15 protein-coding genes and 9 tRNA genes are annotated in these 16984 nt (G+C 69.1%); 6 read left to right on the top strand and 18 right to left on the bottom strand.

The window, feature by feature from the left end; genetic code table 11:
* The first annotated feature begins 119 nt into the window (after window positions 1–119).
* Window positions 120–812 (top strand): hemerythrin domain-containing protein, encoded by a 693-nt coding sequence (locus BDK92_RS09300; protein ID WP_121156349.1) that lies wholly within the window; start codon window positions 120–122, stop codon window positions 810–812.
* Window positions 813–959: 147 nt separating this feature from the next.
* Here the strand turns inward: BDK92_RS09300 and BDK92_RS09295 are convergent, their stop codons facing one another.
* On the bottom strand, window positions 960–1319 hold the full coding sequence (locus BDK92_RS09295) for a winged helix-turn-helix transcriptional regulator (RefSeq protein WP_121156348.1): 360 nt from the start codon (window positions 1317–1319) through the stop codon (window positions 960–962).
* A 154-nt stretch (window positions 1320–1473) separates the two neighbouring features.
* Between BDK92_RS09295 and BDK92_RS09290 the strand changes: the two genes are divergently transcribed.
* From BDK92_RS09290 to BDK92_RS09280, 3 genes are all read left to right on the top strand, one after another.
* Window positions 1474–2343, top strand: coding sequence for an NAD(P)-dependent oxidoreductase (locus BDK92_RS09290; protein ID WP_121156347.1), 870 nt, complete (start codon window positions 1474–1476; stop codon window positions 2341–2343).
* Window positions 2340–3251 carry an NAD(P)-dependent oxidoreductase gene (locus BDK92_RS09285; protein WP_121156346.1) on the top strand — a complete coding sequence of 304 codons (912 nt, stop codon included), beginning with the start codon at window positions 2340–2342 and terminating at the stop codon, window positions 3249–3251. Before BDK92_RS09290 ends, BDK92_RS09285 begins: the two co-directional genes overlap by 4 nt.
* A 528-nt stretch (window positions 3252–3779) precedes the next feature.
* Window positions 3780–4673 carry a DUF1996 domain-containing protein gene (locus BDK92_RS09280; RefSeq protein ID WP_246016925.1) on the top strand — a complete coding sequence of 298 codons (894 nt, stop codon included), beginning with the start codon at window positions 3780–3782 and terminating at the stop codon, window positions 4671–4673.
* Window positions 4674–4775: 102 nt separating this feature from the next.
* Here the strand turns inward: BDK92_RS09280 and BDK92_RS39650 are convergent, their stop codons facing one another.
* Both BDK92_RS39650 and BDK92_RS09270 read right to left on the bottom strand, forming a co-directional pair.
* Entirely contained in the window at window positions 4776–6578 is a 1803-nt protein-coding gene (locus BDK92_RS39650) for a peptidoglycan-binding protein (protein WP_211349164.1), read from the bottom strand.
* Between the two features lie 59 nt (window positions 6579–6637).
* Window positions 6638–7711 (bottom strand): alginate lyase family protein, encoded by a 1074-nt coding sequence (locus BDK92_RS09270; protein WP_170208531.1) that lies wholly within the window; start codon window positions 7709–7711, stop codon window positions 6638–6640.
* A gap of 385 nt (window positions 7712–8096) precedes the next feature.
* Between BDK92_RS09270 and BDK92_RS09265 the strand changes: the two genes are divergently transcribed.
* Both BDK92_RS09265 and BDK92_RS09260 read left to right on the top strand, forming a co-directional pair.
* Window positions 8097–9944, top strand: a complete 1848-nt coding sequence (locus tag BDK92_RS09265; protein ID WP_121156343.1) for a serine/threonine-protein kinase — start codon at window positions 8097–8099, stop codon at window positions 9942–9944.
* The gene (locus BDK92_RS09260) at window positions 9941–10534 is read left to right on the top strand and encodes an FHA domain-containing protein (protein ID WP_211349163.1); all 594 of its coding nucleotides are present in this window, start codon (window positions 9941–9943) and stop codon (window positions 10532–10534) included. Before BDK92_RS09265 ends, BDK92_RS09260 begins: the two co-directional genes overlap by 4 nt.
* A 24-nt stretch (window positions 10535–10558) precedes the next feature.
* On the opposite strand, the gene BDK92_RS09255 is transcribed toward BDK92_RS09260, so the two are convergent.
* The 15 genes from BDK92_RS09255 to BDK92_RS09185 all read right to left on the bottom strand — a co-directional run bounded on the left by BDK92_RS09255 (window position 10559) and on the right by BDK92_RS09185 (window position 16847).
* Window positions 10559–11119, bottom strand: coding sequence for a DinB family protein (locus tag BDK92_RS09255; protein WP_211349162.1), 561 nt, complete (start codon window positions 11117–11119; stop codon window positions 10559–10561).
* A 58-nt stretch (window positions 11120–11177) separates the two neighbouring features.
* On the bottom strand, window positions 11178–11975 hold the full coding sequence (locus BDK92_RS09250) for an SAM-dependent methyltransferase (protein WP_170208530.1): 798 nt from the start codon (window positions 11973–11975) through the stop codon (window positions 11178–11180).
* A gap of 131 nt (window positions 11976–12106) precedes the next feature.
* A tRNA-Cys gene (locus tag BDK92_RS09245) sits at window positions 12107–12180 on the bottom strand.
* A gap of 15 nt (window positions 12181–12195) precedes the next feature.
* Window positions 12196–12272, bottom strand: a tRNA-His gene (locus BDK92_RS09240).
* Window positions 12273–12274: 2 nt separating this feature from the next.
* Window positions 12275–12346: transfer RNA gene (locus BDK92_RS09235), tRNA-Val, on the bottom strand.
* Window positions 12347–12351: 5 nt separating this feature from the next.
* Window positions 12352–12420 (bottom strand) — tRNA-Ile (locus BDK92_RS09230).
* Window positions 12421–12422: 2 nt separating this feature from the next.
* A tRNA-Lys gene (locus tag BDK92_RS09225) sits at window positions 12423–12494 on the bottom strand.
* Between the two features lie 33 nt (window positions 12495–12527).
* Complete coding sequence (locus BDK92_RS09220) at window positions 12528–13172, bottom strand: class I SAM-dependent methyltransferase (protein WP_121156340.1); 645 nt, start codon at window positions 13170–13172, stop codon at window positions 12528–12530.
* 96 nt (window positions 13173–13268) lie between these two features.
* Window positions 13269–13345 (bottom strand) — tRNA-Thr (locus BDK92_RS09215).
* A gap of 4 nt (window positions 13346–13349) precedes the next feature.
* A complete protein-coding gene (locus BDK92_RS09210; RefSeq protein ID WP_147456948.1) occupies window positions 13350–14066 on the bottom strand; it encodes a group I intron-associated PD-(D/E)XK endonuclease in 717 nt (238 codons plus the stop codon).
* Between the two features lie 109 nt (window positions 14067–14175).
* Window positions 14176–14249 (bottom strand) — tRNA-Gln (locus BDK92_RS09205).
* A gap of 52 nt (window positions 14250–14301) precedes the next feature.
* A tRNA-Gly gene (locus tag BDK92_RS09200) sits at window positions 14302–14374 on the bottom strand.
* 82 nt (window positions 14375–14456) lie between these two features.
* Window positions 14457–14531, bottom strand: a tRNA-Leu gene (locus BDK92_RS09195).
* Window positions 14532–15116: 585 nt separating this feature from the next.
* Window positions 15117–15752 carry a hypothetical protein gene (locus tag BDK92_RS09190; protein WP_147456947.1) on the bottom strand — a complete coding sequence of 212 codons (636 nt, stop codon included), beginning with the start codon at window positions 15750–15752 and terminating at the stop codon, window positions 15117–15119.
* A gap of 63 nt (window positions 15753–15815) precedes the next feature.
* Window positions 15816–16847: an aldo/keto reductase family protein gene (locus BDK92_RS09185; protein WP_121156337.1), complete on the bottom strand. Its 1032-nt coding sequence runs from the start codon at window positions 16845–16847 to the stop codon at window positions 15816–15818.
* Between the last annotated feature and the right edge of the window lie 137 nt (window positions 16848–16984).

The following is a 16984-nucleotide window of genomic DNA, read 5'->3' as shown; positions in this document are numbered from 1 at the left end:
TCGCCTGCAAGTGGCGTCGGGCAGGCTTCTCGGGCGGCATGGGCCGAGATCAGCGGCCCAGATATCACCCTAAAACGCGCGAACAGGTACATAGGCAGATTCCATCAGGAAAGGTCGAAGTGAACCCGAACCGCAACGAACCAATGGCCGACGTACGCGACATGTACATGGCGCACGCCAACCTCCGTCGTGAGATCAGCTTGATGCCGAAGCTCATCCAGGACGTTGCTCCAGGTGACACCAAACGCGCCGAGGTCGTCGGCGAACACGCCAGCATGGTGTGCGGCATTCTGCACCAGCACCACGAGGGCGAGGACCTGCTGCTCTGGCCTCGGCTGAGCGAGCGGGGCGGTGCGGAGGCCGAGGCCATCGTTCCCACCATGCACGCGCAGCACCACGCCATCGAAGCGGCCAACGCGGAGGTGTCCAGGCTGCTTCCAGGTTGGCGGGCCACCGCACGGGGTGGTGCCGAACTCGCCGCTGCCTTCGAACGGCTGCGCGCGGCACTGATGGAGCACTTGGCGACGGAGGAGAGTCAGCTTCTGCCGCTGGCGGAGAAGTACGTCACCGCTGCGGAGTGGAAGGAGATGGGCGAGCACGGAAGGCGCGTGACCCCGAAGAAGTACCTTGCGCTGATCACCGGTATGACGATGTACGAGGGGGACCCCGAGGTGATCAAGGGCGTTCTCGCCGAGGCTCCGCTGCTGGTTCGGCTGATCGTGCCGATCGTCGGTCGCCGCGCCTACGCCGCCCACGCCAAGCGTGTCCACGGCACCGCGACCCCACAGCGCTTCTCCACCCCCGCTCGCTGAGCGAACCTGCTCCCGGACCGGCGGTGGACAGCACCACACCAGGTCCACCTCCGGCACCCGGGTCAGGGCAGTTTCCGTAGAGCTGCCCCGCGGATCCCCTCGCCGGGCAACGGACCGGGGCGGTGCGCGAACCGTCGGGACCAGCCGTTACGCCGAGACGGCAGCTTCCTCGGCGGCGAGGCGCGCGGAGCGGGCGGTTCCCCACTCGCCGAGCGCCCCCAGGGCTTCGTTGAGCGACCTGCCCTGTTCGGTGAGGGAGTACTCCACCCTCGGCGGGACCTGGCGGTACACCTCGCGATGGACCAGCCCGTCCTCTTCCATCTCGCGCAGGTGCTGGATGAGCATCTTCTCGCTGACGCCGGGCAGGCCACGCTTCAGTTCGCCGAAGCGGCGCGCGCCGTAGTTGGCGAGCTCCCACAGGATGAGCGACTTCCACTTTCCCGACACCACGTCCATGGCGGCGTCGATGCCGCAGATGTACGGCCCGCGCCTTGCACCCGTTGTCATTGGATCCTCCCGAGATATCCCTGGTCGCAGCTAATACTTACCCCGAAGTGAGTATTGAACAAATTAGTAGGTACTTGTCCGGCGGGCGAGTGTGGGCGGAGCATTGCCAGCGGCGCGCCAATACGGACCATCGGACAAAACCGAAGGAAATTTGATGACCTGCAACACCACGTTCCTGGGACTGGGAGCGATGGGCGGTGCGCTTGCGACGGCCTCGCTGGACGCCGACAGACCCACCATCGTGTGGAACCGCACACCCCACCGGACACAGCGCCTCGCCGGGCGCGGTGCCACCGATGCGAGCACCGTCGAGGAGGCCGTCGCGGGTGACGGCGTGATCGTGGCGTGCCTGCTCGATCACCGATCAGTGCATGATGTGCTCGATCCGGTCGCTGCGCGCCTGTCCGGTCGTACCCTGGTCAACCTCACGACCACGACGCCGAGCGAGGCCCGCGAGCTTGCCACCTGGGCGGCCGGGTTCGGCATCGACTACCTCGACGGAGCCATCATGGCCGTCCCGGCGATGATCGGCGGACCCGGATCCGCGCTCTTCTACAGTGGCTCGGCCATCGCCTTCGAGAACCACCGGGCCCTGCTCGATCTCTGGGGTGAGAGCACCTACTTCGGAACCGACGCCGGTATGGCTTCGCTCTACGACCTGGCACTCCTCGCCGGCATGTACACGATGTTCGCCGGCTTCAGGCAGGGTGCGGCGATGGTCGGGTCGGAAGGCGTGTCCGCGACGGATTTCGCCACCCGGGCCGCACCGTTTCTCGCCGCCATGACCGGGTCCTTCGCAAGCACCGCCGCCATCATCGACGCCCGGGACTATGCCGGTGAGGGCCAACAGAGTCTGGAGTTCACCCGGTCCGCGCTCGACGCGATCGTGCAGGCGAGCATCGACCAGGGGGTGAGCATCGAGGTGCTGCGTCCCGTGCACGACCTCGTACGCCGGCAGATCACCGCCGGGTACGGCCCGCAAGGTTCCGACCGTGTCTTCGAGGAAATGAGGAGCACCCGATGACCGCCACGGCCGACCTCAGCCCGGTGACGGTGATCGGCCTCGGTCCGATGGGCCGCGCGATGGCTGCCAGGCTGATCAGGGCCGGTCACCCCGTCACGGTGTGGAACCGTACGCCGAGCCGCGCCACCGACCTCGTCACCGCGGGCGCCACGCTCGCACCCAACCCGACGGCCGCCGTCGCCGCGAGCGACGTGACCATTCTCAGCCTCACGGACTATCAGGCGATGTACGACATCCTCGGTCCGACCGTCGCCGACGCCGAGCACCGGGACGTCCTTGCCGGCAGGGTCATCGTCAACCTCAGCTCCGACACCCCCGAGTTGTCCCGCGCGGCCTCGGACTGGGCGGCGAAACAGGGGGCCCGCTTCCTGACCGGCGGGGTGATGGTGCCCGCTCCCGTGGTCGGGACCCCTGACGCGTACGTGTTCTACAGCGGACCGGAGGAGGTGTTCGACGCCCACGAACCCGTGTTGAGGCTGATCGGTGAACCGAAGTACCTCGGCGCCGACCCCGGGCTGGCGCAGCTCTTCTACCAGGCACATCTGGACGTGTTCCTCAGCACGCTGTCGAGCCTGCTCCACGCCACGGCACTCGTCACGGCGGCCGGTGTCCCGGCGGTGGAGTTCCTGCCCGGTGCGCTGACCTTTCTCGCCGGCGTTCCGGCGATGATCGGCGACGCGGCCGAGCAGACCGCCCGTCAGTTGGAGACCGGCGAGCATCCCGGTGATCTGAGCACCGTGCTGATGATGGGAGCGACGGCCGACCACATCCTGCGTACGAGCGAGCAGGCCGGCGTCGACCTCGAATTACCCAGGGCGGTCAAGTCGCACTACGAGCGTGCCGTCGCCGCCGGCCATGGCACCAGTAACTGGACGGCTCTCTACGAGGTGATCAAGGCCCGCGACTGACCCGGGCGGGGGGCATTCGGCCCGTGGGCCCACTCGTGAACCAGAGCCGGATTCCGGCACCCGGAGGCATGCCGCGCATGCCTCCGGGTGGATAACAGAAATTTCCGGATTCCGCCCGAAGAGGCGAGTGAACCAGCCAACGGGTTGAAGATCTTTAGGTCAGTCTTAGGGCTGGCCGCAGCCGGTTGAACAAACCTTTGGGGCTCGGAAGAGTGACCATCGTCGCCACGACCCCTTTGTTCAGGAGGCATCTCCGTGTTCCATGCACGATCCCGTCGATGGCGTTGCCTTGCCGTGTCCGTTGGTGTCACAGCCGTCGCATTGTTGGTAGCCGGCTGCGGGCCGAAGGGACCGGCCGCCGCCCAGCCCACCCCGTCCGGGCAGTCCGGCACCCCGGGCATGGGCCAGCCCCCGACCCCGGTGCAAGGGACTGCCCCGCCGGCCACGCCGACCGGCGCCCCGGCCAGTTCGCCGGCGGGTCAGCCGACCGACGTGCCGTCGGCTCCCGCCGGTCCGGCCGGTTGGATCATGGCTGCCGACCCGGTGACAAACGTCAAGCCGTCCCACAAGGTTCCGCCGAACAAGGGCGGCTTCCACGAGTTCCAGGCAAACTGCTCGGTCAGCCGGACCAACCTTGGCGACGACCCCATCGTCTTTCCGAACCTGCCCGGGGCCTCGCACCTGCACACGTTCATGGGTAACACCACCACGAACGCGGCCTCGACCGCGGAGTCGCTGAAAAAGGGCCAGACCACCTGCAAGGCCAAGGGCGACCTGTCCGCGTACTGGATGCCGACGCTGCTCAACGGCAACACCCCGGTCAACCCGGAGGGCCTGCAGACCATCTACTACAAGGCCGGCGTGACCGACTACCAGAGCGTTCGTCCGTTCCCGAAGGGCCTGCGTTTTGTCGTCGGGAACGCCAAGAACACCGACGCGGACAAGTTCCTCGCCGCCACCGAGGAGGGCTTCGAGTGCGGGGACAGCTACAAGAACAAGAACATTCCGCTGACCTGCCCGACTGAACGCAGCGTCAAGCTCAACATCCGCTACCAGGCGCCGAGCTGCTGGGACGGCCAGCACCTGGACTCGCCCGACCACCAGCGCCACATGAGCTACCCGGTCGACACCCACGGCGCCGCCGGCTGGGTCTGCCCCGACAGCCACCCGGTCGCGGTGCCGAAGCTCGAGTTCAAGATGGCCTGGCCGGTGAACGGTGACATGTCCAAGGTGCGCTTCGCCAGCGGCGCCGGCCCCACGTTCCACTACGACTTCTTCAACGGCTGGGACGATCGGACCCTGGCCGCGATGGTGACCGGGTGCATCGTGGCGGCCCGGCAGTGCGACGCCCAGGGTCACGACGGCCGGGACGACCAGCAGCCCGCGCCGTACGTCCTGAACTCGGACTACGTCCTGGCCTGACGCACCAGCCCTGACGACGACCGTACGGAGCAGACCGCAGGTGACCTCCACCCGCGGTCTGCTCCGCTTCGGCCCGTACGCCGTGCGCTGACCGTTCGAGGGTCAGCTCTTCGGAACCCGGAGCTGGTCCCAGGTGCTCTTGCCCGGCCAGCCGTCGGCGTCGGCACCGGTGTAGCCGAGCTTCTGCTGCCACTTGGCGTAGGACTGGCGGTCGACGTCGGACCACTGGGCGCCGGGGCCGACGCGGTAGAGGCCACAGCCTTCGGCGACCAGGCGGCGGCCCATGTTGGTCACGATGACGCTGTTCGGGTTGGACTGGAAGAAGGTCGCACCCGGGTAGGGCTCGTACTGGTTGGTGTACCTCGGCACCCTGAGCTGGTCCCAGGAGGACTTGCCCGGCCAGCCGTCGGCGGCGGCACCGGTGTAGCCGAGCTTCTGCTGCCAGGCGGCGTAGGAGAGGCGGTCCGCCTCGGTCCACTGGGCGCCGGCGCCGGAGGTGTACCTGCCGCAGCCCTCCGCGATGAGGCGGCGGCCCATCTCGGTGACGATCGTGCTGTTGGGGTTGGTCCTGAACCATTCGGCGCCGGGGAAGGGCTCATAGGTGCTGCCGGCGGCGCCACCCTGCTCGTATGGGCCGGAGCCCTGGCGCGGAACCCGCAACTGGTCCCAGGTCGTCTTGCCGGGCAGGCCGTCGGCGTCCGCACCGGTGTAGCCCAGCTTCCGCTGCCAGTTCGCGTACGACGCGCGGTCCGCGTCGCTCCAGCGTGGTCCCGGGCCCGACAGGTACGCGCCGCAGCCCTCGGCGACCAGCCGTACGCCCATCGCCGTCACGACCGAGCTGTTCGGGTTGGACTGGAAGAAGGCCGCCCCCGGGTACGGCTCGTAGCTGGTCGGACCGGTCGACACGCCGTCCTCGGTCGGCACCATCAGCCGGTCCCAGGTGGTCTGACCGGGCCAGCCGTCGGCATCCGCGCCGGTGAAGCCGAGCTTCCGCTGCCACATCGCGTACGCGTCCCGGTCGACGTCCGACCACTGGCTGCCGGGGCCCACCCGGTACGGGTTGCAGCCTTCCTGGACCAGCCGCACGCCCATGGCCATGATGACCCGGCTGTTCGGCCGGCCCTTGAACCACTCCGTGCCGGGGAACGGTACGTATCCGCCGATGGGGGTGGAGCCGCCGGTCTGGGGATCGAGGTCGGAGCCCTGGCCCGGGATGACGAGGCGGACGCCGAGCATGAACGTGTAGTTCTCGCCCACGATCATCGGGAGCCCGTTCGCGGTGGCCACACTCAACCATGGAACGTTGAACTTCCGGCCGATCGAGCCGAGGGTGTCCCCGGCCATGGTGATGTACTCGATCGGTCCGCTGTTCCCGCCGGGTTCGAGAGCCCCGCTCCTGACCAGGTCGTAGAGGTGCCGGCCGGGGCACTCGGTGGCGTAACCGTCCCGGTGGCCGAGGATCTCCGTGCCGGCGCCGCCGTAGTACCTGAGGTACGCGATGGCCTCGCGGATGCCCTGCTTCATCTCGGCGGTGGCGGCGGTGTTCCAGATGCCCCAACCGGAGGTGCCCCAGGTGTCGACTCCGGTGCCGACCAGCCCGAGGATCGCATAGTGGTTGCGGTTCAGGGTCTGGTTGCCGTTGGCCGCGCACTGTCGGTTCTTGCCCCGGCCGTCGAAGACGTAACCGTGCCGGCAGACCGCCAGGCTGTAGGCGATGTCCGCGTACCCGTCGTTCTGGTGGCCGAGCTGAACGTCCCGGACCTTCGCCGCGCAGTCCTGGTGGCTCTGGATCGCGTAGAGCGAACCGAGATAGTGGATCTTGACGCCCCGGGTGGACGTGATCGGCGGGTCGTCGTTCTCCCCGCGCGGACGGGCGCCCCATTCGGCTCTGGTGACGAACTTCATGGCAGAACTCTTCTCTCTCGAATGACCAGCGGGTACGGGGAATCGGCGGACGCGCGCTGCTACAGGGCGTAGGCGAGCGACCCGAGGCCCAGCAGGTCGAAGCCGCCGCCTTCGGTGCGCGCCTTGTTGGCGAGGACGGCCGTCTGGGGGGCGGACAGACCCTTCCGCGTCACGTAGTGGTCGTGGATGATCGCCCAGGCCGGGCTGGTCGCCGAGGTACCCCAGGTGCCGAGCGGCGGGGCCTCCGAAGGCGCGAGCTCGAACCGGGCGAGCTCCTCGCTGGCCGCGAGCAGGCGGTTGCCGTGACTCCCGTAAAGGTCCCGGCCCTGACTCCAGGCCATTTCGCAGATGGCCGCGAGCAGGCCGAGCCCGGTGACCGAGTAGCGGTCCGAGTCGCCGCCGTCCCACATGTAGGGGATCGAGTTCATGAGCTGGGGCGTACCGGTGATGAGGGCCGTCGCCTGGTCGACCATCGCGGTGTCGTCACAGAAAACCCCGATCGCCAGCACGGAGGCGATGTGGGACAGTTTCCAGTTCGCGGCGTACGCGGGACCGCAGGATTCGACCGTTGCGGACAGGAATGCATTGCTCGCCGGATAGAACACGTTCTTCAGTAACGTCGCGAAGCGGGTCGCGTCGAATCCGCTGTGGTCCCGGACGATCTCGGCGGCATTCGCCAGCACGAAGCCGTAGATGCCGGCTGTCTGCCCGATCAGCGGTGCACCGGAAACCGATGTCAGCGTCTGCGACCAGGCGTTGAGAATATTGCCGGCGGTGTCCGCGTGAGCCGTCGTCCCGGTGAGCTTCCACAACAACGCGTTCTGGTACGCGGCGTGCGCGTCGTCGAGCAGTTGGGCGAAGTTCTCGCCGGTACCACCGGTGTTCAGCGCGGCCACCGGCCGGGCCGACCAGCCGGTCTTCGAGCGTGCGTTCGCCTTCACCGCGTTCCACCCCGACGACCAGGGCGTTGTCGTCGCGGTCGTCCTGGTCTTCAGCGCCGTGAAGCCCGCACTCGTGTGCAGCAGCCCCGGGTGCGCGAAGACGGCGGCGTGCGCCTCCGTCGCCGTCAACGGGCCCAGCACGCTCGTGGCGCTCGCCCCGGCGCTGACCAGCGCGACATTGCGGAGGAACAATCTGCGATTGGATTTACCTGTGACCGCATCGTTTGACATGACCAGCTCCTTCGGGCACGAAGGGTCACCGCGCCGACGGAGTCGAGGCAAAAATGAAAAATTGCCTTTACGCGGTGGGACTTCGTGTGGGGCCTGCTATGTGGGCGGCCCAACATTAAATCCTGACTCGGACATGATCCAGAGGTGGGGAGGTAAAGCTCCCCGTTTCGTCACCTACCGGCGTACGCGCATCGGCGGTTTGCTTGATGGCGTCGGATCCGCATTGGGCAACGACACCGGGCGTTTCCACGCGGCCCGGCGGACAGAAGGGGGTCCGCCGGGCCATCCACCGTCATGATGACGGCCTGTCGGGTGCCGCCGTACCCCTCGGTCATAATGACCGGCGATGGTCCACATTGAGGAAACGGCGCCCCACCGCCCCGGGGAGACCGCCGACGGTCCGGGGCTCGACCTCGGCGTCTCCGGGTGCGTGAACGCGGTGGAGGTCGGCCGGGGCGGTTTCGGGATCGTCTACCGGGTCTGGCAGCCGGATTTCCATCGCTGGGTCGCGGTCAAGGTGCTCGCGGCCGACTGGCACGGCCCGTCCCGGGCCCGCTTCGAGCGGGAACTGAAGACGCTGGGCCGGCTGTCGGACCATCCGCACATCGTCACGCTGCACCAGGCCGGCCGCACCGCCACCGGCAACCCGTACCTGCTGATGGCGTACGAGGAGGGCGGCTCACTCGCGGACCGACTGGCCGCCGGCCTCGCGACGACGGTGCCCGGCGCCGAGGCCGGGGAGCCGCCGTGGCTGACGGCGGTCGCGGGCGGCATCGCGGTCGCCGGCGCCCTGGCGACCGCGCACCAGGCCGGTGTGCTGCACCGCGACGTGAAGCCCGGCAACATCCTCATCTCCCGGTACGGCGAGCCGAAGCTCGCCGACTTCGGCCTGGCCCGACCGCGCACGGAGGTGCCCGACGCGGGCCGGCGTCGGGTCACCGCGAGCGTGCCGCACGCCGCGCCGGAGGTGCTGCGAGGCGAGCCGGCCACGGTCGCGTCGGACGTCTACGCCCTCGCCTCGACGGTGCTGCACTGGATCCACGGCACACCGGCGTTCACCGGCGGCTCCGAGGCCGAACTGCTGCGGCGGATCGCCGCCGACCCCGTGCCCGACCTGCGCCGCGACGGCGTGCCCGACGCGGTGTGCGCGGCCCTGGAGCGGGCCATGGCAAAGGACGCGCCCCGCCGGCAGCCGACCGTCGTGGCCTTCGCCGAGGAGTTACGGCAGGCGCAGCAGGCGGCGGGTCACCCGGTGACCCCCTTCGTCCTCGGTGCGGAAACCGGGACGGTGACGGTTGGCGAACCGACCCGGCCCCGCTTCTCGTTGACCGCCCGCCGGGCCGCCCTCGCCCCGGACCTCACGGCCACCGTCGCGCGGCGCACGCGGGTACGTGTACCAGTGCTGGCCCGCGCGGTCGGGGTGCTGCTCGCCGGGGTGTCGGTGCTGGCCGTCGCGGGGTCGGCGGTGCTGCCCCCGGCCGACCGGGTGACGGTGCCGGTGCGGTTGGCCGTGGGCGAGCACGACGTCCACGCCACCTCGGACGAGCACCCGATCATCGTGCACAACGCCGGGAAGCGGGAGGTCCGACTGACCGGGGTGACGACGACCGGCCCGCACGGCGGCGACCTGCGGGTCACCGGCGACGGGTGCACCACGCACGGACTCAGTCCCGGGCAGCGGTGCGAGGTGCGGGTTGCCTTCACCCCGCAGGGGCCGGGAGCGCGGACGGCGCTGCTGGTGGTGACCGTGGCCGGGCGCCCGACACCACTGACCGTGCGGGTCGTGGGCACCGGCAGGCTCCGTCCGGCGAGCAAGGACGCCGCACCACCGGGCCGCTGCTACGACGACGCCGTCCAGGTCGGCCCGACCGCGTACGGGCACGCGGGCGGGCTGCGGGCGCTGTCGGTCAAGCAGTACTGGTCGCCCGCGTGCCGGGCGGCGATGGCATACGTCTGGGTGTGGAAGCAGTACCGGGACAACGCGATGCTCGATGGTGGCACCTGGCTGGTGGACGTGGCGGTCGGCCCGCTCACCGGGGGCGGCGGGACGCGGCAGCGGGCGCAGGGGCAGGCATACGAGTTGTGGACCGCTCCCTCGGTCGTCGACGGCGGCTGCACCGTGGCGACGGCCACGGTGACGCACCGGCTCACCGGCGACCCGATGACGGCGACGACCGAGCCGTACTGCGGGTGAGCGCGGGCGGGTACTTCGAGGTCCACCTGGCCGGGGCGGTGCGCCTGGTGCCGCTGACCACGGACGCGCTCACCATCGGGCGGGCGCCGGGCAACGAGGTGACCATCGACAGCAAGCTGGTGTCCCGGCTGCACGCCCTAGTGGAACGCTTCCCGGCGGGCTGGTCGATCCGGGACCTGGGCAGCACGAACGGCACCACGGTCAACGGCCACCCGCTGCGCCCGGCGCAGATACTGCGGGACGGGGACCGGGTCGAGCTCGGTCCGGCCCGGTTGGTGTTCCACGCCCCGGCGGGGGAGAGCGGCACGCGTACGGTCGGGGTGGAGCCGCCGCCTGCGCCGCCGCCGTTGACGCCCCGCGAGCAGGAGGTGATGACGGTGCTCTGCCGGCCGTACGTGGTGGGCGGCACGCCGTTCCCGGAGCCGCCGACGGTCCGGGCGATCGCCGCCGCGCTGCACATCACCGAGAGCGCGGTGAAGAAGCACCTTTCCCGGCTGTACGACAAGTTCGGCCTGACCGGCAACGACGACCGGCGGCGGTCCCGCCTGGCCGCGGAGGCGGTACGCCGGGGCGCCGCCCGACCCTCCTGACCGGTGCCGCGGCTTCCGGCCCGCCTACAGGCCCGTACGCCCGTCGACGCATTCGCGTAGCAGGTCCGCGTGCCCACAGTGCCGGGCGTACTCCTCGACCATGTGGACGAGGATGTCGCGGACGCTCGCCTCCCCGCCACGCGGCAGGAGCACCAGGGCACCGAGGTCGGTCAGCCCGTCCAACCACTCGTCGGCGGCCGCGATCTGTGCCTTCCAGGCGGCGAACGCCTCCTCGACGCAGCCCTGGTCGGCGACCGCGGCGTTGAAGTCCAGGTCGTGGTCCTCCGGGGACCAGAACAGCAGCGGCACCTCGCGATGGCCCCGCAGCGTTCGGTGGAACCAGCTGTGCTCCACCCGGGCCATATGCCGGACCAGGCCGAGCAGGCTCAGCGTGGACGGCGGCACGGATCGGGTGGCGAGCTGCTCCGGGGAGAGGTCCTCGCACTTCATCGCGAGCGTGAGCCGGTAGTTGGTCAGGTATTCGCGGATGGTCGCCAGTTCGCCGACCGGGCTCGCCGTCACCCGGGCGTCGTCCTCGGGTCGCGCCCACATCCCGTCGTAACCGACCGCAGGTTGAGTAGTCATGGGCACACCTTCGCCGAGGACGAGGGACGGGGCAATCCTGATTCGGCGGCCGGCGGAGCTACCTCTTGCGAGCGAGTCCGACGTGCAGGCCGGACATGCGGGACTCGGCGAAGGTCGGCAGCTCCGGGTCACCGTCGGGGCGCCACTCGGACACCCACGTGACGCCCGGATCCAGCATCTCGAAATCGCCGAAGAATCCGGCAACCTGTTGCCGGTCCCGGGGAGTCGGCCGTACCGCCGAGGTTTCGCGGTAGACGGCCTGCAACCGCGCCACCTCCTGCGCGGTGAACGCCTCGGTGGCGCCGTGGGAAATCGCCAGGTAGCTGCCGGGCGCCAGGCGGTCCCGGAGCGCGGCGAGCGCGTCGGCGGCCCGGTGGTGATCGGGTACGAAGTGCAGCACCGCTGCCAGCAGCACCGCGACCGGCTCGTCGAGGTCGAGTACGCGGTGCGGGTCGGGCGCGTTCAGCCGATCCAGCAGTTCCCCGATCCGGTTCACGTCCCCCGCCACGGCGGCGGTCCGGGCGTTGTCGTGCAGGGCAGCCGTCGTCAGCCGCACCGTCTCCGGGTCGATGTCCACGTACAGGACCCGGGTGGCCGGGTTTATCCCCTGGGCGATCTCGTGGACGCTGTCGGTCTCCGCAACGCCGGAACCGATGTCCAGGAACTGGGTCACGCCCCGGTCGGCGAGGCACCGCACCACTCGCTGTAGCCAGGCGCGATTCGCGCGTGCGACGTCGGTCACCCGCGCGTTGGTCGCCACGATCCGGTCGGCGGCTTGACTGGCCTGGCCGCCGACCAGGTCGCGGTAGATCTGCGGCACGGTCGCCGCTGCTGCCTGGTCGAGGTCACGGTTCACGGCAACGCCTTCCGGTAGGTCGGGTTCGTTCGTCGTCGATCCGACCCTGAAGATCCTCTGCTGCCTGGAGCGTCCTGTCGAGTGTTTCCCCGGCTGTCGTCACGGTGCCAGTTCGTCCACAGCGGATGGCATGGAGACCGAACCGGGAATCGAACCCGGGTAGACCGCTTTGCAGGCGGCTCCCTCACCACTCGGGCACTCGGTCGTGCGGGGTGGCGCATGGGGTGACAGGCGGGAATCGAACCCAGCGACCTCCGGAGCCACAGTCCGGCGCTCTCACCACTGAGCTACTGTCACAGTGCCCGCACCAGGATTCGAACCTGGGACCCTCGCTTTGTAAGAGCGATGCTCTCCCGCTGAGCTATACGGGCTTGGTGGCGGGCGTCCGATTCGAACGGCGTCTCCGGATTATGAGCCCGGTATGGATCCACTCCACTACGCCCGCAGTACGCCGCCAGGGGCTCGAACCCTGAACCCGTGCATTAAAAGTGCACTGCTCTCCCATTGAGCTAGCGGCGCTTGATGTCGTGCTCCGCGCAGGATTCGAACGAGCTAGGACTCGTACCGCGCGAAGATGATTGCCCCTGGAGGGCTCTCGTCGAGTTTGAGCAGCATCTTGGCCTTGACCGTGAACCCGGCGTCGCGGAGCCAGGCCGCCACCGTGTCAGGCTGGCGGAGGTGCACCTGGACCTTCATCGGGTGGCCGCCGTATCCCGCCGTCTTCAGCCGCGATTCGTCGCCGACGTGAAAGCCGAGCAGCAGCGGTGCACCAGGGCGCAGCACCCGGCGAAAGTGCCCGAGGACCCGGGGAACCACCTCGTCCGGGACGTGAATCAGCGACCAGAAAGCGAGCAGGCCGGCGACCGAGGCGTCGGCGAGGTCCAGGTCCGTCATCGAGCCCACCTCGAACCGCAGGCCGGGGTGCTCACGGCGAGCCACCTCGATCATCGCGGGGGAGAGGTCGATACCGAAGGCGTCGATGCCCAGGGTGTGCAGGTGAGCCGTCACGTGCCCTGGTCCGCAACCCACGTCCGCAACCGGCCCGTCACCAGCGTCGCGTACCAGATCGGCGAAGAGCGCCAGAGCTGCCCGCAGGTACGGCAGACCGGTCAGGGCGTCGCGTAGCTGGTCCGCGTAGCTGACCGCGACGGTGTCGTAGGAGGTCCGGGTGTCGACTATCCAACCTTCAGGTGCCACGGCTCGACACGGTAGCCCGTCGACCGCTGCGGTGGTGGAATCTATCGCACCTCCGGGATACGAATCCGGCGCCGTACCTGGTGAGCTTCGCTGGCGTGGAGCCGGTGGCGGGACTCGAACCCGCTGCCTCCGATTTACAAGATCGGTGCACTGTCCCGTTGTGCTTCACCGGCTTGGTTACACTCGAAACTCTTCATAACGCTGGCCCATGATTGCACTCACTCGCCGGCCAATCACGCTGTACGGCAGCAGGTACATCGAGCCATCGACCAGGACGACGAAGAAGTAGTCAATCTCTCCCGGTTCGTACGGGGCGTTCCGGATGTACCCGGTTGAAACACGGCCCGGGTGCTGGTTGTCGTACACCGTGCGGGAGAAGTTCACCCTGCGCGACGCTGCCGTTGACGACTTCACCTGAACTCGATCGAGCCTGTCCCGGGAGTCCACGATGAGGTCGTACACCGCCGGCTCCACGGGAAGGGATACGACGTAGCCTCGCTCGGAGAACCACGCGATGGCCTTGCCGGTTGCCGCGACGCGCAGCCGTTCAGCAGTGGGCTCGGACGTAAATTCGGGCTCGTTTGCAAACGGCACCAGGCCGTTGAATCCACGACCTCGGAAGTGTTCCGTCGACAGCCCGAGAGTTTTGATGCGTTCCGCCAAGCGGTCGCGCCAGCCGCCGCCGCGAGAGTTCGAGTAGCCGATTTCCGAAGCGAGATGGTTCCATGACCTACACCGTGGCACCAGCTCCCGCAGCCTGTCGTCACTCACGGCGGCGATGATGGGACGCCTCTGCCCGTTGCCGTAGAGGTGGCTGTAGTCCAACCCGATGGTCTCGGCGCGCTCCCGCAAACTGTTGAAGGTTTTGCCTCCGACGGGAACGGCGAGCGTCACACATACATCCTTCCAGGACCGCGCGCTGGGCACCGCTTCGCGGAGCTGATCGTCTGTCCACGTACGAGGTCTAGGCATAGACCAACGAGGTGGGCTACGAGGGTGCAAGCTCCCGAACGAGGATTCGAACCTGACGATTTCGCCGTCCAGAGCGGCGCGTCCTGCCAGTTGGACGATCCGGGAAGGTGGCCGACGAATCCCGTCGGCAAATGCCAGCAACGCTGGCGTGTGAGAGAGCGGACGACGGGACTCGAACCCGCGACCCTCACCTTGGCAAGGTGATGCGCTACCAACTGCGCTACGTCCGCAGGGGGGTCGTCGAGACGACCCGAACCCGCTCGATCATCGTACCAGGACGGCTGGGATGCCGGTCCGGGCACCGGGGCCAGGTGCTCCGGGTGCGATTCGAACGCACACTGTGCGCGTTTTGAAGGCGCCGCCTCCTGCCAATTGGGCTACCGGAGCGAAATGTTGACCGCCCACCCGTCCGGAACCCGCGCCCCGGATCGCCCGGCCGGCGGCGGGTACGCCGCCGACCGGGCATATGTGTATGCCATCCGCTGTGGAGTTCTCAACTATCGAGCCCGCCGACCGGAGTCGGGGGGAGAACACGGGAAACAGAATTCGAATCTGCGGGTCAGTGGGGATGCGTGGTCGTACGACAAAAAACCGCCCGGTCCCGAGTGGGGAGGGCGGCGTGTGTGCGCTGCGTTCGTAGCGCTACATCCGCCGCTGGGCCAGCGTCTGCTGACACATTCCCGCGTGATGACCGTGGGCTCGCCGGCAGGGGAGCAACACGACACCGCCGCGCGGCATCGGCCGCGTGACTCCGGTGTGCATGTGCGCTGACACGGCTGCTCCCTAATTTGTGATGCTGGTTGTCTGATGCTCTGCTTGCTGTTGTCGTTTGCCCGCCGGTGTTGTTCTGTTTTGTTTCCGTGTCCGGCTTGCTTCTCTAAGTTAGAGCCGCCGCGTCCCGACGGCAATCGCTTTTTCCGTGAGAGATTCACGGTTTCTGGGCCGCGACACCGAAGCCGTCACCGCCCGAGGTCAGTCGGCGAGGCATCGGCCGTCCGGCAGCCGGCCGCTGACCACACTCTGCCCGCCGGTGCCGTCGACGTGCGCCAGGACGCAGGCGGGTCCGACCGGGGCCGCCAGCAGCACACTGCCGACCGGTGCCGGATCCGTCGCCCCGGCGAGACGTACCACCGCGTCCGGGTGACCGGCGGTGGCCAGGGCGTGCCGGACCTCGTCGAGGGTTGGCGGACTCCGCCGCACCGCGCAGGGCCCGTTCGGCGTGACGCAGGAGACCGGTTCGGCCGCTCCGGGCGGCAGCGCGGCCAGCACCCGCTCGCGGGCCGCCTCCGCCTCGGCGCGCTGGGCCCCGGTGAGCGGCCGTCGCCGGGCCAGTTCCGCCACGTACCGGGCGCAGTAGTCGTCGTCGGTCCGGACGCAGACGAACGCGACCGCCGAGGGCGCCGACGCCGAGGACGTCGCCGCCGGGACCGCCATCGCGGAGGCCTCCACCCGCAGGACCGTACGCTCCGGAGCCCACCCCGCCCGGGCCATTGGTACGACCAACGCACCGACGCTGACCAGCAGGAAGAGCGCGCAGAGCGCCACCGCGGTTCGCGCCGGAGTCCACCACGGGACCCGCACCGGCTGTTCCTGGTGACCCTCCACCACATTGACAGCCTAGCGACCGACGTGGATGCGGGCCGACCCGTGTCGTCGTCAGCCAGACCACCGTCAGCCGGCGGGCGCGCCCATCCAGGCCGGTTCGACCGCCATCATCCGGGCGGTCTTGGTCGGGTCACGGTCGACCAGGTTGTCCAGCACCGCGTCGATGGCTTCGATCAGCGCGTCGTCGAGCCGTACCTCGGCGGCCCCGGCGTTCTCGCGTACCTGCTCCGGGCGGGACGCCCCGATGATCGTGCCCGACACACCGGGCCGGTGCAGGGTCCAGGCGACGGCGAGCTGCGCCATCGACACCCCCGCCTCCTCGGCTATCGGCCGCAGCCGCTGCACCCGTTCGAGCAGGACGTCGCCGAGCACCCGGCGGATGAAGGTCGGTGCCCGTCCGGTCCCGGCCGCACGGGAGCCGGCCGGCGGCGGCTGCCCCGGCTGGTACTTACCGGAGAGGACGCCCTGGGCGAGCGGCTGGAAGACGAGCTGGCCGATACCGGCTCGCTGGCACAGCGGCAGCACCTCTGGCTCGATCACCCGCCAGAGCATGTTGTACTGCGGCTGGTTGGCGATGAAACGGGTACGCAGACCAAGCTCCGCGACGACCGTGAGCGCGGCCTCGATCTGCGCCGCGGTCCATTCGGAGACACCGAGGTAGCGGACCTTGCCCTGACGTACCAGGTCGTCCAGGGCGATCAGCGTCTCGTCCAGCGGGGTGTCGTCGTCGAAGCGGTGCGCCTGGTAGAGGTCGAGATAGTCGGTCCCGAGCCGCCGCAGCGACGCGTGGCAGGACTCCATGATGTGCTTGCGGGACAGGCCACGGTCGTTCGGTCCCGGCCCGGTGGGCAGGCACACCTTCGAGGCGATCGTCAGCGACTCGCGCCGGATGCCCTGGATCGCCTTGCCGAGCAGCGTCTCGGCGGCGCCCATGGCGTAGACGTCGGCGGTGTCGAACGTGTCGATGCCGGCGTCCAGAGCGGCTTCGACGCAGGCCAGGGCGGCGTCACCGGAGACGGTCTCGCCGTGGGTGAGCCAGTTGCCGTACACGACCTTGCTGATCGTCAGGCCGCTGTCGCCGAGTCGTTGATGCTCCATGATGATCCACCTTAATCCGCCCCGGTGCCGGGCCGAGGTCCTCGGACGGGTGCGGGCTGAGGCTCCGGCGGTGCGACGCGAACCGGGCGGGACCGCGGGATGCGGCCCCGCCCGGTGGCGGTACGGGTCAGGCGAGA

Source organism: Micromonospora pisi (assembly GCF_003633685.1).
GTDB lineage: Bacteria > Actinomycetota > Actinomycetes > Mycobacteriales > Micromonosporaceae > Micromonospora_G > Micromonospora_G pisi.
This window is presented reverse-complemented; position numbering and strand designations above follow the sequence as displayed.